The following is a 22,748-nucleotide window of genomic DNA, read 5'->3' on the forward strand; positions in this document are numbered from 1 at the left end:
ACGAGCCTGGAGATGCCCCCATGTTTCACTTTCCCGCGCGCCTTGTCGGCGCAGCCGTCGCGCTGACCCTTGCGGCAGCCAATCCGGCTTTTGCCCAGCAGCTCGAGCTCAAGCTGATGGCGCCGGCGGCACCGGGCGGGGGCTGGGACCAGACCGCGCGCTCGATGCAGCAGGCGCTGGTCGCCTCGGGCGTCGCGCGCAGCGTGCAGGTCACCAACGTTCCCGGCGCGGGTGGCAGCGTCGGCATCGCCCAGTTCGTCAACGGCGCCAAGGGCGACGGCAACCAGATGATGGTCAACGGCTTCGTCATGGTGGGCGCGCTCGCCATGAACAAGTCGCCGGTCACGCTGGACCAGGTGACGCCGATCGCGCGCCTCACCGAGGAGATCCAGGTGATCGTGGTGCCCGCGAATTCGCCGATCAAGACCGGGCAGGATCTGGCCGCCGCGGTGAAGGCCGATATCGCCAAGGTGACCTTCGCCGGCGGCTCGGCCGGCGGCGTCGATCACGTGATGGCGGCGCTGTTCGCCGGCGCCGTCGGCGCCGACGCGAAGAAGATCAACTACATCCCGTTCTCCGGCGGCGGCGAGTCGCTCGCCGCCATTCTCGGCGGCAAGGTCACCGCGGGCATTTCGGGGCTGAGCGAATATGAAGGGCAGATCAAGTCCGGCAAGCTGCGCGCGATCGGCGTGACCTCAGAGAAGCGCATCGCCGGCAGCGACATCCCGACTTTCAAGGAGCAGGGCATCGACCTCGTGATCGCCAACTGGCGCTCGGTGGTCGCACCTCCCGGCATCACGCCGGAGCAGCGCAAGACACTTAGCGATGCGGTCGAGAAGATGGTGAAGTCGGACGCCTGGAAGGAGATCCTCAAGCAGAAGGGCTGGGAGGATGCCTATCTCGGCGGCGATGCCTTTGCCAACTTCCTGAAAAAGGAAACGGTGCGCGTCACCGACGTGCTGAAATCGGTCGGCCTGGTCAAGTCATGATCTCAGGCGATCCCGCCCACCCGCACCGGCGCGTCGATCGCGCTGGCCTCGTCATCGCCGCACTGCTCGCAGGTCTCGCCGTGGTGCTGGTCTGGGATTCGCGCGGGCTGCAATCCGGCGCGATGTACGGGATGGGACCCGAGGCGATGCCAGTCGTGGTCGCCTCCGGCCTTGCGCTGCTTGCGATCGGCAATTTCATCGACGCGCTGCGCGGTAATCTGCCGGCGCGCGAGAGTTCCGATCCCGTGCCTGTGGTCTTGATCCTCATTGGCCTTGCGCTTCTGATCGCCATCATCGGCTTCGGCGGCGGCTTCATCCTGGCGACCTCGGCGCTGTTCGTGACGACCTCGGCGGCCTTCGGGCGTCGTGCCGTCCTCGCCGATTCCATCATCGCTCTCGTGATGTCGACCCTCATTTATCTCGCGTTCGACCGGCTGCTGACGCTGAGCCTTCCGGCCGGCCCCCTGGAGCGACTGCTGTGATGGACACTTTTGCCGCGCTGGCACATGGCATGGCGGTCGCCGTCCAGCCGATGAATCTGCTCTATGCGCTGATCGGCGTCTTCCTCGGCACGGCCGTGGGCGTGCTGCCCGGCATCGGCCCGGCGCTGACGGTCGCGCTGCTGCTGCCGGTGACCTACAAGCTCGACCCCGGCGGCTCGCTGATCATGTTCGCCGGCATCTATTATGGCGGCATGTATGGCGGCTCGACCACCGCGATCCTCATCAACACACCCGGCGAGAGCGCCTCGATGGCGACCGCGCTCGAAGGCAACAAGATGGCCAAGGCCGGCCGCGGCGGGCCGGCGCTTGCGACATCGGCGATCGGCTCCTTCGTCGCCGGTACCATCGCGACCATCGGGCTGGCATTCCTCGCGCCGTGGCTGGTCGATTTCGCTGTGCGCTTCGGCCCCGAGGATTACTTCGCGCTGATGTGCGTCGCCTTCGTCACGGTGTCGGCGACCTTCGGCGATTCCCCGGTCCGAGGCCTGACCAGCCTGTTCATCGGCCTTACGCTTGGTCTCGTCGGCATCGACAAGCTGACCGGGCAGGCGCGGCTTACGTTCGGCGTGCCTGAATTGCTCGATGGCGTCGAGGTGACGACGCTTGCGGTCGGCCTGTTCGCGGTGGGCGAGGCGCTCTACGTCGCATCGCGCCGCCACCACACCGAGGAGAAGCTCGAGCCGGTGCGCGGCTCGCTGTGGATGACGAAGCAGGATTGGAAACGGTCGTGGAAGCCGTGGCTGCGCGGCACCATGTTCGGCTTCCCAATCGGCGCGCTGCCCGCGGGCGGTGCGGAGATTCCGACCTTCCTCTCCTATTCGACCGAGAAGCGGCTCACGAAACATCCGAAAGAGTTCGGCAAGGGTGCGATCGAAGGTGTCGCGGGACCGGAAGCCGCCAACAATGCCTCTGCCGCCGGCACGCTGGTGCCGCTGCTCACGCTCGGGCTTCCGACGTCGGCGACGGCCGCGATGATGCTGGCGGGTTTCCAGCAATACGGCCTCAACCCGGGGCCGCTGCTGTTCGCCGAACGGCCGGACCTGGTGTGGGGCCTGATTGCCAGCCTGTTCATCGCCAATGCGATGCTGCTTGTGCTCAATCTGCCGCTGGTCGGCCTGTGGGTGCGGCTGCTCGCGATCCCGCAGCCGTGGCTCTATGCCGGCATCCTCGTGTTCGCGACCATGGGCACCATCGCGGCAAAGCCGTCGGTGGTCGAATTGTCGATGCTGGCCGGCTTTGGTGTGCTCGGCTTTTTGATGCGCCGCTTCGATTTTCCGATCGCGCCCGTCGTCGTCGGCCTGATCCTCGGTCCGATCGCCGAGAGCCAGTTGCGCCGGGCGCTCGCGATCAGCCTCGGCGATCCCATAACGCTGGTTCAGAGCCCGATCTCGGCGACCTTGCTTGGTGTCGCGCTGATCGCGCTGCTGGCGCCCTTCGTGTTGAAGGGTCTCGGGCGGTTCAAGGCGAACGAGGATTAGTTAGGGCGTGTACTCATGAAGTAATGTCGGCTCCTGAGGGCCGAGCGGAAATCTCTGATCGGCCAGAGCATTACTGCTGGTGACTCTGAGCCGAAGTCGGATTTGCGGCAGCCGCGCGTCCATTGCCAGCGGAGCTTGCCCACGCTGTTGGCATCGTTCCTAGGCGGCGCGAACGTAGCCGTAGCGCAGGTTCGACGGTTGCTTCGAAGCTTGCGTGTACTCGTTCTTGAGCGCCGCGAGGCGGTCCTCGGAAAAGGCCGGCATCCTGGTATTCTCGGCCGATTTCAGTTTGATCTTGTAGAATCTGGTTGCGTTGCCCGCGAAGATCAGCTGCTTGGTAGCGCTGTTGGCATCGCCAAGCGCCGCAAAGCCGTACTTCTTTTGCATATCCTCGGGGATTTCGAGCCGGCGCAGCGCCTCGATCTGCCACTGTGGTGAGCCGTACCAGACCGAGTCGGTGCCCCACATGACGTGATCAACACCCATCCCCTTTATCAGCGTGCCGATCAGCGCGGCGCAGAACTTCGGATGCGCCACGGCCGAGTTGGCAAAGGACGTGCCGAGCTCGGCATAGACGTTGGCGACGCCAAACTTCTGCGGGACTTCCGCAAGATCGGTGGCCCACTGGATACGGCCGGTCTGCTCGAAATCCGCCCACGCGTGATCGGGTAGCTCGAGGAACGGCCGCAGCGCCGAGTGATAGATCACGAAGTTCATCTGCGGCCAATCCTTCGCGGCTTTTCCGATGTCCCACGCTGTTGCATATTCCCAGACGCCGGCGAACGACTTCTCGTAATCGGGCGGCAGCAACCCCTTGTGGATGCACAGTGTGTTGATGCCGGCCTTCACCGCTTTCTCGTAGAACGGATACATCACCTGCTCGTCGTCGAGCCGCCATGGGAACTTCGAGGGCGCCAGCGGATCGCCAATCGTGTAGGACTTCCAGGAATCCGGTTTGTAGACCTCGATTGCCTTGTCCACCTCGTCCATCCAGCCGGGTTGCTTGGGGGTGATGACGCTATGCGCCAGCAGGCGGCGCGAACCGGCGAAGTCGTTGATCAGTTCTCGCGCCTTGACGATCTGCTCATTGGACAGCAGCCACCAACTCGGGTCGTCGAAGGGCGCGCCGCTCAGGAGCGCCATGTTGGTGTCGCTGTCGTAGTAGATCTCTTTCACATAGTTCTGGAACTTGTAGCGGGCGAGCGAAGAGACGCCTTCCTCTTTCATCTTCGGATTCCAGTGCTGGCTCGCAAAGTCCGCCAGCCCCAACAGCTCCTTGTGGTCGAAGTCGTCCCGCACGAAATGAGTCTGGACGTCGAAGATGAATTGGCCTGCAAGGCTCTGCGCGCGGGCCAGCATCAGCTCGGGCTCGCGGGCTTCAGCGGGCGCGACCTGGAAAACATTGCCGTAGATGTCGTTCATGGCGAGGAACGCTGCCGCCATGCCGCAGCTCGTGTGCAAGAACTGCCTGCGGCTCAAGCCGAGGTGCCTGCCGTTGACATCAGCGAGCTCGTTGATCCGTGCCTCGACCTTCTTTTGCGTATCGCTCTGCGGGGGCGGGAGATACTCTCCATTGGAGATAATCTGGGTCGGGATAGGCGTTGCCGCCGATGCCGCCTCCGCGCCCGCGACGAGACGCTGTTCTCGCTCACTAAGCCAGGTGCTCATTGTTCTCCTCCCGTTTGTTGGCCGTCGACCGCGCTAGGTGCGCGCATGAGGCGCGTGTGGCTACTCTCAATCAGTTGGCAGGACCGACTAGGCGTACCTCTCCGGTTCAGCTACGCATGAAGCCATCACGCGCCCGAAGCCTAGGCGAACCTCTGCATCGCTTCATCTTGCTAGAGCGGCAGGCATACCCGAGAAATCACTTGCAGTTGTGGGTATCCGCGCTGATTCAATGCTCAAACTTCTATTCGCGCAAGCGATGTGATCCGACAGTCACGCTGTCCCAACGCCGCATCATTCTGTCATCTGATCGATTTCAGTCGAAGTGAAAGGCTCGTTGCTCAAATGGACTGCGTCGGCTCATGCCCCCGAGCCGAACACCGCAGCAGCGGCTGCCATCTCGACTCTCTGCCGGAGATCCTCATACGGTGGCTGCGTTAACTGCTGCTTTTGGACCCATAGCCGACCTCAACGCGCAGTGTTCGAATAGCGCATCCGATATGGACCGCTTCAGCGCTTGGTCATGGACCAGCGCTTTTGACCCGTTACGGACGTTGGGGTGGGAGATCCTCACCGCATTGGGCCGCAGCCCGGTCAGAAGGATGCGCATCCGGCGATGCTATTCGAGCATCGTGCTCGCCGGTTTTACGCGGACGCGCCGAAACGGCTAGCATCGCCCGTTTCATCTACTGGATCGGCAGATCGAAAACGCGAGATGCCGCTGCACCCATAGAGAAGATCTTCTCGAGTTCGAGCCGCATGGTGTCGCGGCATTCGCACGCCACCGCAGCGAGCCGCGATGAGTCGATCTCGATTTCGCCTCGCCGCTCAGATCTGATCGCTCCGGAAGCGCGCAGATTGCGCATCAGTAGCGTCACCGTCGTTCGTCGTACACCCAACATCTGCGAAAGCGCGTCCTGGGTGAGAGGAAGGACGTCGTGGTTGATGCTGTCGTGAAGTTGAAGCAGCCAGCGTGCCATGCGGGCTTGGACGGGATGCAGTGCGTTGCAAGCCCCGCCCAATTGAAACTGTATCAGCATCGCCTTGAAGTGCAGCTGGACTACGTGCCGGATCGCAGGACTCCGGCTGAAAGCGGCATGGAAACGCGCTGCCGGGATCCGCGAGGCCGTCCCCTCGGCACGAACGATAGCCGTAACGGCCGCAGGGGACGGCCCCAGCACGGATAGTGCCCACTGCTCCCTCGCGCCCTATTGCGGCGCTGGCGACCGTCTGCCCATTCGCCATATCGACCATCACCGAAACGGCGCCACTATGAGGGAAGAGGACGTGCTCGGTGTGATCCCCCACCCGCGAGACGACCTCTTCCCGATCGAGAGTTACCATCTGTAGGTCGGGTGCCAGAAGATCGAAGTCCGCGGTCGGCAGTGCTGCCAGAAGCCGGTTACCAACTCCGCTTACAAGCATCACTGCAGCCCGATGCGAAACATCCGCCCCATCGCATTTCGAGCGGCATATGGCGACAACCTCAAACTTTGTTTGAATTCGCGTATGCTTTTCGCTTCGAAATCCAATTCAGATGCGAAAGCTCTTAACCGCAAAAATGAAACTCCAAGCACACGCGACGCGGGGGCGAATTCTGCTGTTGCAGGATCATTCAATTAGATCCGAGCGCCACGCCGACACAATTGCAAAATGGGTATGGGTAACATCATAAGGGGTTCCCGCCGTTGGCCCGATGCTGCCTAGCTCGAAGCTCGTCCGAGCGTCGGCTGCTTAGTGTAGACCGGAAGCAGCTTGCAGGCAGTGCAGACCGCCGATTCTGACCCGAAGCTGCTCTTGCGCGCGGTCGCAGTGTGTGCGGGGTGCGTAGGCGAAGGCTGGGACCAGAGGATCGATATTACTCGTGCCGAATTAATGAGACAGGCTACACGTTTCGGAGGAGGTTCGAAATGTACACGCGCGTTCTGGGACTCACGATATCTGCTCTCATGCTGACGTACGGCCCGGTCGGTGCGATCGCACAAGACCGAATGACACCCCAGCCAGATCAGCAACAAATGCAATCCCATCCCACGGGCCAGGAAGGCGCGAGCACGATGGGGCAAGGCGGCATGATGGGGCACGGAATGATGGGAGGACGTATGATGGGGCGCGGCATGATGGGTGGGAGCGCGATGGGATCACCCTTTATGATGCGCATGATGTTCGCTCTGATGGACGCCGACGGCGATGGGACCATCTCACTGCAGGAGTTTCAGGCAGCTCACGAGCGGATTTTCAAGGCAATGGACAGCAATAAAGATGGCAAGCTGACCCTGGAGGAGATGCAAGTGTTCATACACGGCACCAGGTGATCGGCTCCGGCGCGGATGGCGCGCGTCGCGTGCGCCATCCGCCCCCGAAGAAATGAGCCTTAAGCCTTCAGGTCCGTGATCCGCATAATCGCGACCACACTCCCATCGTTGTACGCCTGTTCTTTCGTGTCCTTGTTGCAGGTCCAGACAAAATTCTTCTTGCCCGTAAAGGTCTTTCCCTCCTGGTCAAGCCGAAGCTCCCCTTCGGTGATATGGCAGACCATGGCATTCATCATCGGGGGCCCCATGGTCTTCGACCCCGGCTGCATAATGATATCGCGCATTGAGACGGTCTTAAAACCTGGGATCAGGGATGGTGTCTCGCCTTCATATTCACGCACCACGACACCTGGCCAAGGCGTCGTATCCTTGTAGCCTGTGGTTTGCGCGGCGGCTGGCTTGATCATGGCAGCCGAAGCCGCTGCCAACCCGAATCCCAGTGCAGACCTTCGATCGACCTTGCTCATCGCTTTTCTCCCGACATTACCGAACGAGCCGTTGCATAAGCAGCGCGCAAAGTTCGTGGTGAACGGTGGAGCGAAACCGAAAAAAGGACGGTCTCTAAGAGAGCGTGCCTGCCGATAGCACCAATGCCGCTCATTTACCCGGACGGTGATTTCGGCACGTCCCGCCTCAAGGGCAGTGATATTCTACGTCACCTGACGCATCCGGGGAACAGGTGGCGACGCACGAAGACACTGCGGCCGAATGTCCGGAATTTGGCCCATCGGCGACCTTCAACTATGTCTGCTGTTTGTGCCACTGTTGAGGGACGAGCGGACATCTGGAGCGCCCAAACTAAGCGCGTGATTTATGAGTACATGCCATAGCGGAAATTAGAAGGCGGGGCGCGTCTGCCCAATCCGTAAGCACGGGTGCCGTATTATTTGAGTTGCCCTCGCCGCCATCGGCGGCAACCATCGCCGGGCTGCCCATTCCCACGCGAGAGCCCCGATGACCAAGCTCACCCGCTTCTCCGTCGCGCCGCTGCACAGCATGACGCGGCGCCTCACCGATGTCGCATCCGCACGCGCCGCGCCGGATCTGATCGTCACCGGCGCGCGGGTGCTCTCGACCTATTCGGAACGTATCCATCCGGGCCGGGAAGTCTGGATTACCGGCGGCCGCATCGCGGCGGTGAAGCCGGCCGGTGCAGCGAAGAAGGTGTGGAGTGACGTGCCGCTCTATGACGCGGCCGGCGGCATCATCGCGCCCGGCCTCGTCGATCCCCACATCCACATCGAATCCTCGATGGTGACGGCCTGCGCCTATGCGGAGGCCGCGCTGCTCAACGGCACCACCACGATCTTCTGCGACAGCCACGAGATCGGCAACGTCATGGACGTCGCCGGTGTCGAGGCGATGCTCGAGGATGCCCGCGAGGCGCCGCTCTCCATCTTTTTGACAGTGCCGAGCACAGTGCCGGCAACGTCGGCGGAGTTGGAGACGGCCGGCGGTGATCTCACGCCGGACAAGATCGCGGGCCTGTTTGACCGCTGGCCCGAAGCGGTGGCGCTCGGCGAGAAGATGGATTTCGTTCCGGTGACGATGGGCGACGAACGCAGCCACGCCATCCTGGCGGCAGCATTGAAGCGGGGCCGGCCGGTGTGCGGTCACGTCTATGGCCGCGAATTCGTCGCGGCGTATGCGGCGAGCGGCGTCACCGACACGCACGAGGCGATCGACCGCGACATCGCCGACGACCTGCTCGACGCCGGCGTCTGGGTTTTCCTGCGCGGCGGTCCGCCGACGACGCCCTGGCATTCGCTGCCGCAGGCAATCCGGACCATCACCGAGCTCGGGGCCTCGCACAAGCGCACGGCGGTCTGCACCGATGACCGCGATGCTGACGACCTGCTGCTGTTCGGCCTCGATTGGGTGGTGCGCGAAGCGGTGAAGGCGGGGATGTCGCCGGAGCAGGCCTGGTCGATGGGCTCGCTGCATGGTGCCACGCGCTTCGCCATGGACGGCGATATCGGTGGGCTCGGTGGAGGCCGCCGCGCCGATCTCGTGCTGATGGACGATCAACTCAAGCCGCAATGCACCTGGTATGGCGGCGAGCTCGTGGTCGAGCACGGCAAGATCACCTCCCGGCTCGATCAGGCGCTGTCGCAGCGCTATCAATATCCGAAGGCTGCTTATGCCACCGTGAAACTGCCCGAGAGGGTCAAGCTGACGCCGGAACTGCCGGCAAAAGCTTGCACCGTCAATGCGATCAAGACTGCGCTGCCCGGCATCACGCTGATCCACGAGAAGGTCGCGATCGAGCCCGCAAAAGACTGGACATTGCTGTTCGCGCGCTACGGCCTGTGTTTCGTTACCGTGGTCGAGCGTCATGGCAAGTCCGCCGGCAACGTCGCGTACGGCCTGTTGAAGGATTTTGGCCTCAAGCGCGGCGCGGTCGCCTCCAGCGTTGGGCACGACAGCCATAACATCATCGTCGCTGGAACCAACGAGAGCGATATGCAGGTCGCGATATCAGCGATCAAAGACCATCAGGGCGGCGTTTGCGTCGTCGCCGACGGCAAGGTGAGGGCACTGGTCCCGCTGCCGATTGCGGGCCTGCTCTCCGACAAGCGCGTCACGGAAGTGGCCGAAGAGGTCAAGGCGCTCAAGAAGGAATGGGCAGAGGGTGGCTGCACCATCCCCTACATGGGCTTCAATTTGATTCCGCTATCGGTCATTCCGGAAATTCGCATCACCGACAAGGGCCTCGTGCTGGTGCCGCAGATGGAGCTGGCGCCGCTGTTCGAGTGAGGCGCTTTCACGCATTTATTCATCTAACCAATTGAGACCGCCGCGATTTTTCCGCGGCTGCCGCATCGTGGAAAATAAAATCGATCTCGTTGAGATCGCATCTTGCGCGCCCGATCATCTCGCTCGCTGACGCAACCAAGCGAGGTCCGATATGGCGAAGATGCGAGCCGTCGATGCAGCCGTGCGTATTCTGGAGAAGGAAGGCATCTCCACTGCCTTCGGGGTTCCCGGCGCTGCGATCAATCCGCTCTACTCGGCGCTGAAGAAGCGCGGCTCGATCCGCCACATCCTGGCGCGCCATGTCGAGGGCGCTTCGCACATGGCGGAAGGATATACGCGGGCCAAGGGCGGAAATATCGGCGTCTGCATCGGCACTTCGGGGCCGGCCGGCACCGACATGATCACCGGGCTCTATTCGGCCATCGCCGATTCCATTCCGATCCTCTGCATCACCGGACAGGCGCCTCGGGCACGGCTCTACAAGGAAGACTTCCAGGCGGTCGACATCGAGTCGATCGCAAAGCCCGTGACCAAATGGGCGGTGACGGTGCGCGAGCCCGCGCTTGTGCCGCGCGTGTTCAGCCAGGCCTTCCATGTCATGCGCTCCGGCCGCCCGGGCCCGGTGCTGATCGACATGCCGCTCGATGTGCAGCTCGCCGAGATCGAGTTCGACGACGAGACCTATGAGCCGCTGCCGGTTTACAAGCCGGCTGCGACGCGCAAGCAGGTTGAGAAGGCGCTGGAGATGCTCAATGCTGCCGAGCGTCCGCTGATCGTCGCGGGCGGCGGCATCATCAACGCCGATGCCTCGGATCTGCTGGTGGAATTCGCCGAGATCGCGAACGTGCCTGTGGTGCCGACGCTGATGGGGTGGGGAGCGATTCCCGACGATCACGTGCTGATGGCCGGCATGGTCGGGCTTCAGACCAGCCACCGCTACGGCAACGCCACGCTGCTGGAATCCGATTTCGTGCTCGGCATCGGCAACCGCTGGGCCAACCGCCACACCGGCTCGGTCGAGACCTACACCAAGGGCCGTAAATTCGTTCACGTGGACATCGAGCCGACGCAGATCGGACGCGTGTTCAATCCCGATCTCGGCATCGTCTCTGACGCGAAGGCTGCGCTCGAATTGTTCGTCGCCGTCGCCAGGGAGTGGCGCCGGTCAGGCAGGCTCCGCGAGCGCCAGGCGTGGCCCGCATCCTGCCGCGACCGCAAGAAGACGATGCTGCGCAAGAGCCATTTCGACAACGTGCCGATCAAGCCGCAGCGCGTCTACGAGGAGATGAACAAGGCCTTCGGCCGCGACACCACTTATGTCACCGTGATCGGCTTGTCGCAGATCGCCGGCGCGCAATTCCTCGGCGTTTACAAGCCGCGCAACTGGATCAATGCGGGGCAGGCCGGGCCGCTCGGCTGGACGCTGCCGGCAGCGCTCGGCGTGCGTGCGGCGTGTCCGGAGCGAGAGATCGTCGCGCTCTCAGGCGATTACGACTTCCAGTTTTTGATCGAGGAGCTTGCGGTCGGCGCGCAATTCAATCTGCCCTACATCCACATCGTCGTGAACAATTCCTATCTCGGCCTGATCCGCCAGGCCCAGCGCGGCTTCGACATGGACTATCACGTCCAGCTCTCTTTCGAGAACATCAACGCGCCCGAGATCGGCGTCTACGGTGTCGATCATGTTGCGGTCGCCGAAGGCCTCGGCTGCAAGGCGATCCGCGTCACCGACCCGAAGGACACGCAGGCGGCGTTCGCGACGGCGCGCGAATTGATGGCAAAGCATCGCGTGCCCGTCGTGGTCGAGTTCATCCTCGAACGCGTCACCAACATCGCGATGGGCACGGAGATCGACAACATCGTTGAGTTCGAAGAAGTGCTCGATCTGCCGCTCGACGAGGTCGGAAGCGCTCGGTCTGGCGTGTTGCAGCCGGCCGAATAAGGGGACAGCATCATGCCGAAATTCGCCGCCAACCTCACCATGCTCTTCAACGAGACGCCGTTCCTCGACCGCTTCACTGCTGCGAAGGCGGCGGGATTTTCCGGGGTCGAGTATCTCTTTCCCTATGATTTCGACAAGGCGCAGCTGCGTGAGCAGCTCGAGGCGCACGGCCTCACGCAGGTGCTGCACAATTTGCCGGCCGGCAACTGGGCGGCGGGCGAGCGCGGCATCGCGATCCTGCCCGATCGCACCGCCGAATTCCGCGACGGCGTGTTCCGCGCCATCGACTACGCCAAGGCGCTCGATTGCGAGCAGCTCAACTGCCTCGTCGGCATCGCGCCTGCCGATGCCGACCGGCGCCAGCTCAATGAGACGCTGGTTGGAAACTTGCGCTTTGCGGCCTCGACGCTGGCGCGCGAGAACATCAAGCTGCTGGTCGAGCCGATCAACACGCTCGATATTCCCGGCTTCTACCTCAACGGCACCGAGCAGGCGGTGCAGCTGATCTCCGAAGTGCGGTCGAACAACCTGTTCATCCAGTACGATATCTATCACATGCAGATCATGGAGGGCGATCTCGCCCGCACCATGCAGGAATATCTGCCCCAGATCGCCCACATCCAGCTTGCCGACAATCCCGGCCGCCACGAGCCCGGCACCGGCGAGATCAACTATCCGTTCCTGTTCCGCCACCTCGACGCGATCGGCTATCGCGGCTGGATCGGCTGCGAATACAAGCCGCGCACCACGACGCTGGAAGGGCTCTCGTGGCACGCGGCGCAGACGTTCGAGACGTGAGCAGACGCAGCGGCAGTGGGCTCCCTCTCCGGCTTGCGGGAGAGGGCTGGGGAGAGGGTGTCTCCGCGATGGGGCTCGCCAATATCCGTTGAAAGTCCCCCAAGCGGATAAAGCCCTCACCCGGCACTGCGTGCCGACCTTTCCCGCAAGCGGGAGAGGTGCATCGAGCGCGCCGATCAAATTTCGCCAATTCAACTGAGAGAAACAGACATGACCAACATCGGCTTCATCGGACTTGGCACCATGGGACGGCCGATGGCCGGCCATCTCCTGGCGGCGGGCCATCGCGTTTTCCTGCATGATGCCGCGCCGGTCGCGCCCGATCTGATCGCCGCCGGCGGTATCGCCTGCAAGTCGGGTAAGCAGGTCGCCGAGGAGGCGGAGGCTGTCATCATCATGGTGCCGGACACGCCGCATGTGGAAGCCGTGCTGTTCGGCAAGGACGGTGTGGCGAGCGGCATCTCCAAGGGCAAGATCGTGGTCGACATGAGCTCGATCTCGCCACTGGCGACGAAGGAGTTTGCCAAGAAGATCGAGGCGCTCGGTGCGGACTATTTGGACGCGCCGGTGTCGGGAGGGGAGGTCGGCGCCAAGGCGGCGAGCCTCACGATCATGGTCGGCGGGCCCGAGCGGGCCTTCAACACCATGAAGCCGGTGTTCGACAAGATGGGCAAGAACGTCACCAGGGTCGGGGCCAATGGCGACGGGCAAACGACGAAGGTCGCCAACCAGATCATCGTCGCGCTGACGATCGAGGCGGTGAGCGAGGCACTGTTGTTTGCGTCGAAGGCCGGCGCGGATCCGGCCCTGGTGCGGCAGGCGCTGATGGGCGGCTTTGCCTCATCGCGGATTCTCGAAGTCCATGGCGAGCGCATGGTGAAGCGCAATTTCGATCCCGGCTTCCGCATCGAGCTGCACCAGAAGGATCTCAACCTCGCGCTCGAAGGCGCGCGTGCGCTTGGCCTCTCACTGCCGAGCACGGCGGTGGCGCAGCAATTGTTCTCGTCCTGCACCGCTCATGGCGGCAAGGCCTGGGATCATTCGGCGATGGTGCGGGCGCTGGAACTCATGGCAGGGCATGAGATCGCCGCGGCCTAGACTGTTACGGGGTAACAGTCTCCAGAATTGACACGTCTTTGGCCGTCCAGGAACCGGAACAATGCTCCGGCCCCGCGGGTTGAAGGTGTACAACAATCACTGGAGGCGTAAGGATATGAAAACCCGTCTTGCGATTACGTTGGCTGCTGCGTCGCTGCTGGCGTCGAGCGCCGCCTTTGCTCAATCGACCACCGCCCAAGGCGCTGCGGAAGGCGCGCGCGCGGGCGGCGACATCGGCGGGCCGGTCGGCGCGATGGTCGGCGGCACCGTCGGTGCGGCCGTTGGCGCCGGTTTGGAAATTCCGAATGCGATTCTGGGCGGAATCCCGCGCGACAATTCAGTGGTGATCCGCGAGCGCGTCGTGGTTGGCGAGCCGTTGCCGCCGACCGTGGTGCTGCGCCCGGTACCGAACTACACGGAGTATCGCTACGCGGTCGTGAATGATCGCCGCGTGATCGTCGAGCCGCGCACGCGCCGCGTCGTCAAGATCATCGACTGATCTGCGCAAGCTACGCGCTGATAAAATGGGCCCTGCGGAGTGTCACTCCGCGGGGCCTTCGCTCGTCAGGACCGAATTTGCGCGAAGCCGGGCGGTGGCCCAATCGGCGGCGGCCGCGAGCACAAAGCCCAGGCAGGCCGTGAGCGCGTCCACCAGAAAATCCTCTAGCCGCGCATGGCGACCAGGTGCCCAAAATTGCATCAGTTCGAGCACGCCGATCAGCACGACCGCGGCCGCTGCGGTCAGCAGGCGTCGCTGCCGATAGGCGAGGCCGAAGGCCAGTCCCACCAGGATAAAGGCGAGCGCATGTTCGCCGTCCTGGCCGAAGTCGGAATGCGGCCGGAGGCCGGGGGGACCAAGGGTTGCGAATGTGACGGCGGCCGCGAGCAGCCAGGCAAATGAACGAACCAAAAGGGACATCCGGCTCGCTTAGCACAGATTTGCACCGGGCCGTATAGTCCCGATATCAGATCGACGTGTAGTTAATGACGAAATATTAAAGTGGCTCGCGCACGCCGAGGCCGTGCATGAAGCGTTCCCGTATCTGCACGGGGTCGCGCCGGGTGGTGCCGACGCCCGGCTTGTCGTCGATCCGGACCGCGATCAGGCTCGGCTCGGCAGCCGCCATCGCATTCTCGACTAGGCGCTCGAAATCCTCCTCGTCCGCGGCCCAGGAGCTGTTGGCGAGGCCGGACCCGACGGCGATGGCGACGATGTCGGCGACATCAGCGGCCGGTGTCGGCTGTGCGCCGGTAATTTGGTAGATGCTATTGTCCATCACGATCATCGTGAGGTTCTTCGGCTTCAGGGCTGCAATCGTCGAGAGCGCGCCGAGCTGCATCAGCAGCGAACCGTCGCCTTCAAGCGCGAAGACGCGGCGGTCGGGCTGCGCCAGCGCCACCCCGAGCCCGATTGGGAAGGCGAGGCCCATGCTGCCCAGCATGTAGAAATTCTGCGGGCGGTGGCCGGCGGCCCAAAGATCGAAATTGGTGTTGCCGATGCCGCCGATCACCGCTTCCTCGTTTCCGAGCTTCGCGATCAGGCGCGAGGTGACGTCGAAACGGTTCATCACCTTGGTGTTGCGCGCATTCAGATTTGAGCTCATTTGGCCGACCTCACTTGTCGAACACCTTGCCGCCGGTGAGCAGCGGGCTGAGGATCAGCGCCACCGGCGCCTGCGTAGTGACGGCCTGCTTGATCGAGCGGTCCGTGATGAATTCGAGCTCGTCGAGCCGGGTGATGGTGTGATGCTCCAGCGCCAGCGAGTCCAGCACCGGGCGCATGGTGCGGCAGACCAGCGACTGGCCGTAATTGAACTCGCCGAGCGTGCCGCGCTCGGACACGAACATGATCAGCGGAATCTGGTAGGGCACTGCGAGCGAGGCCAGTACGTTGGCGAGCGTCGCAAAACCCGAGGTCTGCATCAGCACCGCGCCGCGGCGGCCGCCCATCCAGGCGCCCGAGACGATGCCGACCGCTTCCTCCTCGCGGGCGGTGGCAAAGGTGGTGAAGAAGGGATCGGCGTGCAGGTTCCTGATCAGCGGTGTCAGCACCCGATCGGGCACGTAAGGGACGAGGCTGATCTCGTTCCGCTTCAGGGTTTGCAGGACGATGTCATGCCAGCTTCTTTCGCCGGCCCCTTGCGGCGAGGTCTGCTGCTCCGCAATCGCCATTGCGTTCTCCCTTGAGCCGCGTTGTATGCTTATTGGTCTTCGGCCGTCGCGGCGCTTTGCTGAACTTGACGCAGCGGGCGGGATTGTCAACATGTCCGGGCCGGCACCGTGATCTGCGCCAGACGGCCTGCCGTGGCCGGCACCGCCATGTCATAAGTGCGGCAACGAAAAAGTGGGAGGAAGCACGGAGGGGGCGCGCGCCGCGCTGGCCTTGCTGATCCCTGGAAAGCCGGAAGGGTCCTGATGTCGGTCAACAGCAAGCGTGTCGTCTACTCCAATTATTTGGCCAATCCGATCTATATCGACATCCTCAAGGCGCGGTCCGACGTCCGGCTCGATCGCATCGAGAACGGCAGCCCCGAAGACGTCTATGCGCCGCTCCTCGGCGCTACCCATGTCTATCAGGTCGGCGCTGCCCGCGACGAGCTCGCCCCGCATTTCCATGTCGATGCCGCTTTCCTGAAGCGCGCGCCGAATTTGCTGCTCGTCTCCAGCAACGGCGCCGGCTTCGACCCGGTCGACGTCGAGGCCTGCACGGCCGCCGGCGTCGTGGTCGTCAATCAGTCCGGCGGCAACGCCCATTCGGTCGCCGAGCACGCGCTGGCGATGATGTTGACGCTGTCTAAGCGCATCATCCAGTCGGACCGCCGGCTACGCCGCGAGCGCGACGTCAACCGCAACGAGCTCGTCGGCAACGAGGTCGAGCGCAAGACCGTCGGCATCATCGGCCTCGGCAATGTCGGCCGGCGCATCGCCGCGCTGTGCAAGGGCCTGCTTGGCATGAAAGTGCTGGCCTATGACCCTTATTTGTCGGCCGAGGTGATGGCCGAGCGGGGCGGGGAGAAGGTCGAGCTCGACGAGCTCCTGCGCCGCGCCGATTTCGTCTCGATCTCCTGTCCGCTCAACAAGGGCAGCCGCAACATGATCAGCGTGCGTGAATTCGCGCTGATGCAGCCGCATGCCTATTTCATCACCACGGCGCGCGGCTTCATCCACGACGAGGACGCGCTGCTCCAGGCGTTGCGCGACAAGCGCATCGCCGGCGCCGGCCTCGACGTCTGGTCCAAGGAACCGCCGCCGCCGGAGCATCCGCTGCTCCAGCTCGACAACGTGCTGGCGAGCCCCCATACCGCCGGCGTGACGATCGAGGCGCGCCAGAACATGGGCCGCATCGCCGCCGAGCAGGTGCTGGATGTGCTGGACGGCAAGCGCCCGCCGCGCATCATCAATCCCGAGGTCTGGCCGCGCTATGCGGAGCGCTTCAAGCAGGCGTTCGGCGTGATGCCGGGGTAGGGACAGCTACCCTCTCTTCCTCTTCATTCCGGGCTCGGCCCTGCGAGCCGCCCCGGAATGACGGAGCGAAGAAAACAGCGTCCCGACCTTGATCCGCGTCAAAATCTCCTTTCCCTGTCCGGCCTAAATGGGATTAGAGTGCCGCCGGGGCTGACCGGGGGCACCAGGAGGTCCCATGTCAACTTATGTCGTCAGGTTCATGAAGGACGTGCTCGGTCAGTACGGCCGGCAGATCGAGGTCTGCCAGGGGACGCTCGAGATCGACGCCGCCGACGAGGACGAGGCCAAGGAGCGGGCCAAGGCGAAGTTCTGCAAGGACCAGGCGTTGCATCATTGGTCCCTGCATGCCGACCGCATTCAGGTCAGACCGGCCGATTTTCCGTCATGAAGATCTAAATCGCGATGAGATTGTCATCGCGCTTTAGCTTATTGTTTGAGCATGATCTTTTCGGAAAACCGCTGCACACTTTTCCGGATCATGCTCTACCGGCCGGGCGCCGTGATGGGCGGAGGTGCTGTCGTGCCCGCGCCGAGCGACCGCTGCACCATCACGGTATCGGACCAGCGGCCGTGGCGATAGGCGACGCCGCAGAGCAGGCCGGCGCGCGCGAAGCCGAACTTCTCGTGCAGCGCCAGCGAGGGCGCATTGTCGGCATCGATATAGCCGATCATCTGGCGGAAGCCGGCCGCCGCACAGGCGTCGATCAGGTCCTGGAGCAGCAGCCGTCCGATCCCGCGGCCGAGCTGCTCGTGATGGACGTAGATGGAATGCTTGGCGGTGTAGCGATAGGCCGGCCGCTTGCGGAACAGCACGGCATAGGCATAGCCGACCACCTCGCCGCGATAGGTCGCGACCAGATGCGGCAGGCGGGTCTGCTTCAGGTTCTTGCGCCGGTCGCGCAGGTCGTCCGGCTCGGGCGCGCCGGTTCCCTCGACATCGCGCGGCACGCCAGCGCGGACGTGATGGCGGTAGATCGCCAGCATCGCCTCGACATCGCTTTCGCGTGAGGCGCGGATCCGGACCTGGTCGTCACCTGTGCGCGCGATCGCTGTTTCGTTCATCGGCACCTACTCGGCAACGACATAAGTATAGAGCCCGATGCGGCCGTTCGCATCGATCTCCTTGTAGACGCCCTGGATTTCGACATCGAACCCTGGAAACGTGTTGAAGCAGGTCTCGAACATCTTGAGATAGTCGATCATGGGTTTGGCTCGTTCCGTCAGCCGCTCGCCCGGAACGATGGTGGCGATGCCGGGCGGATAGACCACGAAGGGCGTGGTCGCGATGCGGCCCGCGATCGCTTCGATCGGCAGATAATCGACGTCGTTGCGGAACAGATAGCGCGCGGCTTCGCGGGGCGGCATCGCGATCTCAGGCATGTGCTCGGGCATGAACTGCCGCGCCTGGAGCGCGCTGACATCGGCGGCGCGGAAGAAGCGGTGCATCTCGCCACAGAGGTCGCGCAGTCGCACGCCGGCATAGCGTGCCTGCCGCCGCTGATGGAACTCGGGAATGACGTCGGCCAGCAGCGCATTGTCGTCGTGCAGTTTCTTGAACGCGACGAGGCCGGAGATCAGCGTGCCGGCCTTGCTGGCCTCGACGCCAGGCGTGAGCAGGAAGAGCAGGGAGTTGAGGTCGTTCTTCTCGGGGACGATGCGGTTCTCGCGCAGATATTGCGCGACGACCGGTGCGGGGATGCCGTGCTCGGCATAGGCGCCGGTGCTGCGGTCGAAGCCGGGCGTCAGCAGCGTCAGCTTGTTCGGGTCGGTCATGGCAAAGCCTTCGGTGAGGCCGGGGAAGCCATGCCAGGTGCTGTCGGGGGAGAGCTGCCAGAGCGCGGGATTGGTGGCGAGCTCGTCGGTCGAGAGTGTTTCCCACGCGACGTTGTGCGCAGCCCCGGGGCGGCTGACATCGGGAATGGCGACGCGATCCGGCACGAACGGCTCGAAGAACCAGCGCCGGTCCGGATTTTGCTCCTTCTCCTCGAACTCCCGGCGCATCGCGCGGATCTTCTTGCGCAGCTCGATGCCGAGGCGGATCGTGTCGTCCCACAGTACTTCGCCGGAGCGACCCTTCATCATCTGTGCGCCGACGTCGAGCGAGGCGAACAGCGGATAGAACGGTGACGTCGACGCGTGCTGCATGAAGCTCTCGTTGAAGCGGCGGTGCTCGACGCGCCGCTTCTGGCCGCGGATATGGCGGTCCTTGATGTGGATCTGGGATGCCTGCGAGAAGCTCGCCAGCTGTTTGTGGGTCGACTGCGTCGCGATGATGCCGGGCGCCTCGGGGGGAAGGTCCGCAAGCCCCATGGCAAAGCGGCCGGCATAGAGCGGGTGGAATTTCATGAAGCCGGCCCAGGCCTCGTCGAACAGGATGTACTCGCAGAGATGGCCGATGCGCCTCAGGATCATGTCGGCGCTGTGGATGGTGCCGTCATAGGTGCACTGCTCGACCACGGCGACGCGGAACGGCCGCTCCTTGCGCCAGGCGTCCTTGTCGTTGACCAGCGGGTGATTGCGGATCGCCTCTCGCAAGGCCCTCTCGTCGAGCATGTCCCAGCGCATCGGGCCGATCAGGCCCCAGGCGTTGCGGATGGTCGGCACGTAGATCGGGACACCGCCATTGATCATCAGCGCGCCGTGATGGGCGGCCTTGTGGTTGTTGCGGTCGAACAGCACGAGGTCGCCGTCGGTGACGAGCGCGCCGAGCGCGACCTTGTTCGAGGTCGAGGTGCCGTTGAGCACGAAATACGTCTTCTCCGCGCCGAAGATCTGGGCAGCTTCCTTCTGCGCCCGCAGCGCGGGCCCTTCATGGGTGAGGAGGTCGCCGAGATCGAGCACGGAATTGTCGAGGTCGTCGCGGAACACGGACTCGCCGAGATGCTCGACGAAGACGCGCCCGATCGGGCTGCGGTTGTAGAACACGCCGCCATTGTGCCCCGGACAGGTCCAGAGCTGGTTGCCTTCCTCGGCATAGTCGACCAGCGCACCGAAGAACGGCGTCTTCAGCGTCTCGGCATATTGCTTCAGCCGGCTGATCAGGTTCTTGGCGATGAAGGTCGGCGTCTCCTCCGAGAGGAAGACATAACCGTCGATGAAATCGAGCACTTCGACCGGCAAATCCTCGAACCGCTTGCGACGGATCAAGAGGATGATGGGGAAATCGAGGCCCCGGCGCCGCATCAGATTGATCAGCGCTGAGGTCCGGCCCTCGAGGCCCTTCTTGCCCCAGTCCACCACCATGCAGCCGATCGCGGCATCGGTCTGCACCGCCATCTCGGCATCCTCCAGCTTGCGGGCTCGGACCACCTCGAAGCCGGAGCGCTGGATCTCCTCGATGATCTGGTTGAAACGGACGCCTTCGAGATCGTCGGCGTCGAACACAGGTGCGGCGAACAGGAAGTTGAAGCGCTTGAAATAGTCCATGTCGGGTCCCGAATGTGCAGGAGATACAGCTCTCGGCACATTCGATGACAGTTGGATGACAGGAGCCTGAGCGCTACCGGAGGGTTCGAGCGGCTTGCGGCTCAATCCATCAGCTTGTCCAGCGTGATCGGGAAGCGCCGGATGCGCTTGCCGGTGGCATGATAGACGGCGTTCGCAATCGCCGCAGGCACGCCGACGATGCCGATCTCGCCGAGGCCCTTGACTCCGAGCCTGTTGATCCGCTCGTCCGGCTCGTCGACGAAAATGACGTCGATGTCGTGAATGTCGGCATTCACGGGAATGTGGTACTCGGCGATGTTCGCGTTCATGATGCGGCCGAAGCGGTGATCCATCACCGTCTCCTCGTGCAGCGCCATGCCGATTCCCCAGACCACGCCGCCCATGATCTGGCTGCGGCCCGTCTTGGTGTTCAGGATGCGCCCGGCGGCGACCGCGCTCACGACCCGCGTCACGCGGATGACGCCGAGCTGCTCGTCGACCTTCACCTCGGCGAAAACGGCCGAATGCGTGTTGCGGGCATGCGACTTGTCCTCGGCGAACTGGTTGAGCTTCTGCTTCTCGATCCGCTCGATCTTGCCATGGCGCATTACATCGGCGATCGAGACGGCACGGCTCCTGTCGTCGGCCTTGGCGACGGTTCCGTCGACGAGAATGATATCTGGCGCATCGACGCCGCCGAGTGGCGAGGCGGGCATCGCCTTGGCGTGACGCGCGAGCTCCCGGCGAATCTCCTCGGCCGCTCCTAACACGGCGTGCGCGCTCGAGGCGGCCATCCACGAGCCGCCCTCCACCGGCGCCTGCGGCAGGGTCGAGTCCGCGAGCCTGACGCTGATGTTCTCGATCGGCAGCCCGAGGGCATCGGCCGCTACCTGCGACACGATGGTGTAGGTGCCGGTGCCGATGTCGGATGCGGCGCAGGAGACCTCGGCATGGCCGTTCGACGTCAGAACGATGCGGACGGCGACTGGCATCTGCAGTGCCTCCCACACGCCTGTCGCCATGCCCCAGCCGACCAGGTCGTTGCCGTCGCGCATGGAGCGCGGCGCGGGATTGCGCCGGGCCCAGCCGAAGGCTTCTGCGCCCCTGGCATAGCATTCGCGCAGCTGCTTGCTGGTGTAGGGGAGGTCCCCGCTCTGGTCGCGATCCGAGTAGCACTTCAGCCGCAGCTCGATCGGGTCGAGCTTGAGCGCGACGGCCAATTCGTCCATGGCGCATTCGAGCGCGCAGACGCCCGATGCCGCGCCCGGCGCGCGCATGTCGCAGGGGGTGGCGACGTCGAGGTGGACGAGCTTGTGGGAGAGGCGGCTGTTGGGACTCTTGTAGAGCTGCTCCCCCCAGCCGGTATCGTTGCGCGAGAAATCCTCAAACCGCGAGGTGACGGCAATCGCTTCGTGGGTGACGGCATCGAGCGTGCCGTCAGGCTTTGCGCCGAGCGCAACGTGCTCGATGGTCATGGGACGGTAGCCCAGGCCATACATCTGCTGCCGTGTCAGGACGACACGGACGGGCCGCTTGAGCGCGAGCGCGGCGAGCGTCGCCAGCACCACCTGGTATTGCGGCCGCAGACCGGAGCCGAAGGCGCCGCCAACATAGGGCGAGAGCACGCGGATGTCGTCCGGCTTCTTTCCGAAAACGCTGCAGAGAAACTTCTGGACGTTCTGGACGCCTTGGGTCTTGTCATAGACCGTAAGCCTGCCGTTGCCGTCCCAGACGGCCGTTGTCGCATACAGCTCCATTGGGTTGTGATGCTCGCTCGGAATGACATAGTCCGCGTCGTGACGGACGGCCGCCCGCGTCAGCGCTGCTGCCGCGTTACCGCGCGGCTTGTGCGGCTGATCCACTTTGGCAGCCTTGCCGCGTTCGGATTCGAGATCGGTCGCAAACGCCTCCTGCTCGTATTCAACGCGAACGCGGGTTGCGGCAAACTTGGCGGTTTCCCAGTCCTCCGCCACGACCAGCGCGATCGGCTGGCCGTTGAACTTGATCCTGTCGTCATAGAGCGGGCGGAAGGGCGAGCCCTTCTCCGGCGCCACCTCGTCCTTCCAGGCTTCGTCCTTGTCGGCGAGGGGCGGGCGATGCGCATGGGTGAGCACGTCGACCACGCCCTTCACCTTCAGCGCCTCGCTGGGGTCAAGCCGAGCGATGCGCCCGCGCGGAATGGTGGCCTCGACGACGAAGCCATGAAGGAGGTGGTCTGCTGCGAATTCGCCGGCATATTTGGCGGCGCCGGTGACCTTGGCCCGGCCATCGACGCGGGACGTTGGTGTTCCGACATAGGCGTTCATCGGGCC

The 22,748-nt window shown here is 63.7% G+C and carries 19 protein-coding genes and 1 pseudogene; 11 read left to right on the top strand and 9 right to left on the bottom strand.

What is annotated here, in order from left to right; all coding sequences use genetic code 11:
- Window positions 1–20: 20 nt before the first annotated feature.
- The 3 genes from BLV07_RS27650 to BLV07_RS27660 are packed head-to-tail and all read left to right on the top strand — an operon-like array spanning window position 21 to window position 2,970.
- Window positions 21–989, top strand: a complete 969-nt coding sequence (locus tag BLV07_RS27650) for a Bug family tripartite tricarboxylate transporter substrate binding protein (protein ID WP_091892264.1) — start codon at window positions 21–23, stop codon at window positions 987–989.
- Window positions 986–1,471 (top strand): tripartite tricarboxylate transporter TctB family protein, encoded by a 486-nt coding sequence (locus BLV07_RS27655; RefSeq protein ID WP_091892266.1) that lies wholly within the window; start codon window positions 986–988, stop codon window positions 1,469–1,471. Before BLV07_RS27650 ends, BLV07_RS27655 begins: the two co-directional genes overlap by 4 nt.
- Complete coding sequence (locus BLV07_RS27660) at window positions 1,471–2,970, top strand: tripartite tricarboxylate transporter permease (RefSeq protein ID WP_091892268.1); 1,500 nt, start codon at window positions 1,471–1,473, stop codon at window positions 2,968–2,970. Before BLV07_RS27655 ends, BLV07_RS27660 begins: the two co-directional genes overlap by 1 nt.
- Before the next feature lie 159 nt (window positions 2,971–3,129).
- Here BLV07_RS27660 and BLV07_RS27665 read toward each other — a convergent pair whose 3' ends face one another.
- Together BLV07_RS27665 and BLV07_RS27670 are read right to left on the bottom strand one after the other, a co-directional pair.
- Complete coding sequence (locus tag BLV07_RS27665) at window positions 3,130–4,638, bottom strand: amidohydrolase family protein (RefSeq protein ID WP_091892270.1); 1,509 nt, start codon at window positions 4,636–4,638, stop codon at window positions 3,130–3,132.
- A 683-nt stretch (window positions 4,639–5,321) separates the two neighbouring features.
- Window positions 5,322–6,060 (bottom strand): annotated as a pseudogene (locus BLV07_RS27670) (Crp/Fnr family transcriptional regulator).
- A gap of 485 nt (window positions 6,061–6,545) precedes the next feature.
- Here BLV07_RS27670 and BLV07_RS27675 point away from each other — a divergent pair.
- A complete protein-coding gene (locus BLV07_RS27675) occupies window positions 6,546–6,950 on the top strand; it encodes an EF-hand domain-containing protein (protein ID WP_091892272.1) in 405 nt (134 codons plus the stop codon).
- Window positions 6,951–7,009: 59 nt separating this feature from the next.
- Here the strand turns inward: BLV07_RS27675 and BLV07_RS27680 are convergent, their stop codons facing one another.
- Window positions 7,010–7,417: a hypothetical protein gene (locus BLV07_RS27680; protein WP_091892274.1), complete on the bottom strand. Its 408-nt coding sequence runs from the start codon at window positions 7,415–7,417 to the stop codon at window positions 7,010–7,012.
- Window positions 7,418–7,904: 487 nt separating this feature from the next.
- Here BLV07_RS27680 and BLV07_RS27685 point away from each other — a divergent pair, with 487 nt between their 5' ends.
- The 5 genes from BLV07_RS27685 to BLV07_RS27705 all read left to right on the top strand — a co-directional run bounded on the left by BLV07_RS27685 (window position 7,905) and on the right by BLV07_RS27705 (window position 14,044).
- Entirely contained in the window at window positions 7,905–9,707 is a 1,803-nt protein-coding gene (locus BLV07_RS27685) for an adenine deaminase C-terminal domain-containing protein (protein ID WP_091892276.1), read from the top strand.
- A gap of 151 nt (window positions 9,708–9,858) precedes the next feature.
- The gene (gcl, locus tag BLV07_RS27690) at window positions 9,859–11,649 is read left to right on the top strand and encodes a glyoxylate carboligase (protein ID WP_091892278.1); all 1,791 of its coding nucleotides are present in this window, start codon (window positions 9,859–9,861) and stop codon (window positions 11,647–11,649) included.
- Between the two features lie 12 nt (window positions 11,650–11,661).
- The gene (gene hyi / locus BLV07_RS27695; RefSeq protein WP_091892280.1) at window positions 11,662–12,447 is read left to right on the top strand and encodes a hydroxypyruvate isomerase; all 786 of its coding nucleotides are present in this window, start codon (window positions 11,662–11,664) and stop codon (window positions 12,445–12,447) included.
- Window positions 12,448–12,642: 195 nt separating this feature from the next.
- The gene (locus BLV07_RS27700; protein ID WP_349525477.1) at window positions 12,643–13,545 is read left to right on the top strand and encodes a 2-hydroxy-3-oxopropionate reductase; all 903 of its coding nucleotides are present in this window, start codon (window positions 12,643–12,645) and stop codon (window positions 13,543–13,545) included.
- A 115-nt stretch (window positions 13,546–13,660) separates the two neighbouring features.
- A complete protein-coding gene (locus BLV07_RS27705; protein WP_176945794.1) occupies window positions 13,661–14,044 on the top strand; it encodes a DUF1236 domain-containing protein in 384 nt (127 codons plus the stop codon).
- Between the two features lie 42 nt (window positions 14,045–14,086).
- On the opposite strand, the gene BLV07_RS27710 is transcribed toward BLV07_RS27705, so the two are convergent.
- The 3 genes from BLV07_RS27710 to BLV07_RS27720 form a co-directional block, all read right to left on the bottom strand.
- Window positions 14,087–14,464: a VanZ family protein gene (locus BLV07_RS27710; protein ID WP_091892286.1), complete on the bottom strand. Its 378-nt coding sequence runs from the start codon at window positions 14,462–14,464 to the stop codon at window positions 14,087–14,089.
- Window positions 14,465–14,540: 76 nt separating this feature from the next.
- Entirely contained in the window at window positions 14,541–15,149 is a 609-nt protein-coding gene (locus BLV07_RS27715; RefSeq protein WP_091892288.1) for a thiamine pyrophosphate-dependent enzyme, read from the bottom strand.
- A 10-nt stretch (window positions 15,150–15,159) separates the two neighbouring features.
- Window positions 15,160–15,717 carry a thiamine pyrophosphate-binding protein gene (locus BLV07_RS27720; protein WP_091892290.1) on the bottom strand — a complete coding sequence of 186 codons (558 nt, stop codon included), beginning with the start codon at window positions 15,715–15,717 and terminating at the stop codon, window positions 15,160–15,162.
- A gap of 243 nt (window positions 15,718–15,960) precedes the next feature.
- Here BLV07_RS27720 and BLV07_RS27725 point away from each other — a divergent pair, with 243 nt between their 5' ends.
- Together BLV07_RS27725 and BLV07_RS47780 are read left to right on the top strand one after the other, a co-directional pair.
- Window positions 15,961–17,010: a hydroxyacid dehydrogenase gene (locus BLV07_RS27725; RefSeq protein WP_091892292.1), complete on the top strand. Its 1,050-nt coding sequence runs from the start codon at window positions 15,961–15,963 to the stop codon at window positions 17,008–17,010.
- A gap of 175 nt (window positions 17,011–17,185) precedes the next feature.
- Window positions 17,186–17,398: a hypothetical protein gene (locus BLV07_RS47780; protein WP_164934549.1), complete on the top strand. Its 213-nt coding sequence runs from the start codon at window positions 17,186–17,188 to the stop codon at window positions 17,396–17,398.
- A 95-nt stretch (window positions 17,399–17,493) separates the two neighbouring features.
- Here the strand turns inward: BLV07_RS47780 and BLV07_RS27735 are convergent, their stop codons facing one another.
- The 3 genes from BLV07_RS27735 to BLV07_RS27745 form a co-directional block, all read right to left on the bottom strand.
- Window positions 17,494–18,072 (bottom strand): GNAT family N-acetyltransferase, encoded by a 579-nt coding sequence (locus tag BLV07_RS27735; RefSeq protein WP_176945795.1) that lies wholly within the window; start codon window positions 18,070–18,072, stop codon window positions 17,494–17,496.
- A 6-nt stretch (window positions 18,073–18,078) separates the two neighbouring features.
- Window positions 18,079–20,436, bottom strand: a complete 2,358-nt coding sequence (locus BLV07_RS27740) for an Orn/Lys/Arg family decarboxylase (RefSeq protein ID WP_091892297.1) — start codon at window positions 20,434–20,436, stop codon at window positions 18,079–18,081.
- 101 nt (window positions 20,437–20,537) lie between these two features.
- Window positions 20,538–22,742, bottom strand: a complete 2,205-nt coding sequence (locus BLV07_RS27745; RefSeq protein WP_091892299.1) for a xanthine dehydrogenase family protein molybdopterin-binding subunit — start codon at window positions 22,740–22,742, stop codon at window positions 20,538–20,540.
- Between the last annotated feature and the right edge of the window lie 6 nt (window positions 22,743–22,748).

This window comes from Bradyrhizobium sp. Rc2d (assembly GCF_900099855.1).
Taxonomy (GTDB): domain Bacteria; phylum Pseudomonadota; class Alphaproteobacteria; order Rhizobiales; family Xanthobacteraceae; genus Bradyrhizobium.

Coding starts and splice junctions, on each gene's coding strand:
- BLV07_RS27740 (WP_091892297.1), bottom strand. CDS start 20,436: ATGGACTATTTCAAGCGCTTCAACTTCCTGTTCGCCGCACCTGTGTTC.
- BLV07_RS27655 (WP_091892266.1), top strand. CDS start 986: ATGATCTCAGGCGATCCCGCCCACCCGCACCGGCGCGTCGATCGCGCT.
- BLV07_RS27715 (WP_091892288.1), bottom strand. CDS start 15,149: ATGAGCTCAAATCTGAATGCGCGCAACACCAAGGTGATGAACCGTTTC.
- gcl (WP_091892278.1), top strand. CDS start 9,859: ATGGCGAAGATGCGAGCCGTCGATGCAGCCGTGCGTATTCTGGAGAAG.
- BLV07_RS27710 (WP_091892286.1), bottom strand. CDS start 14,464: ATGTCCCTTTTGGTTCGTTCATTTGCCTGGCTGCTCGCGGCCGCCGTC.
- BLV07_RS27675 (WP_091892272.1), top strand. CDS start 6,546: ATGTACACGCGCGTTCTGGGACTCACGATATCTGCTCTCATGCTGACG.
- BLV07_RS27745 (WP_091892299.1), bottom strand. CDS start 22,742: ATGAACGCCTATGTCGGAACACCAACGTCCCGCGTCGATGGCCGGGCC.
- BLV07_RS27685 (WP_091892276.1), top strand. CDS start 7,905: ATGACCAAGCTCACCCGCTTCTCCGTCGCGCCGCTGCACAGCATGACG.
- BLV07_RS27660 (WP_091892268.1), top strand. CDS start 1,471: ATGGACACTTTTGCCGCGCTGGCACATGGCATGGCGGTCGCCGTCCAG.
- hyi (WP_091892280.1), top strand. CDS start 11,662: ATGCCGAAATTCGCCGCCAACCTCACCATGCTCTTCAACGAGACGCCG.
- BLV07_RS27665 (WP_091892270.1), bottom strand. CDS start 4,638: ATGAGCACCTGGCTTAGTGAGCGAGAACAGCGTCTCGTCGCGGGCGCG.
- BLV07_RS27680 (WP_091892274.1), bottom strand. CDS start 7,417: ATGAGCAAGGTCGATCGAAGGTCTGCACTGGGATTCGGGTTGGCAGCG.
- BLV07_RS27725 (WP_091892292.1), top strand. CDS start 15,961: ATGTCGGTCAACAGCAAGCGTGTCGTCTACTCCAATTATTTGGCCAAT.
- BLV07_RS27650 (WP_091892264.1), top strand. CDS start 21: ATGTTTCACTTTCCCGCGCGCCTTGTCGGCGCAGCCGTCGCGCTGACC.
- BLV07_RS27735 (WP_176945795.1), bottom strand. CDS start 18,072: ATGAACGAAACAGCGATCGCGCGCACAGGTGACGACCAGGTCCGGATC.
- BLV07_RS27705 (WP_176945794.1), top strand. CDS start 13,661: ATGAAAACCCGTCTTGCGATTACGTTGGCTGCTGCGTCGCTGCTGGCG.
- BLV07_RS27720 (WP_091892290.1), bottom strand. CDS start 15,717: ATGGCGATTGCGGAGCAGCAGACCTCGCCGCAAGGGGCCGGCGAAAGA.
- BLV07_RS47780 (WP_164934549.1), top strand. CDS start 17,186: ATGTCAACTTATGTCGTCAGGTTCATGAAGGACGTGCTCGGTCAGTAC.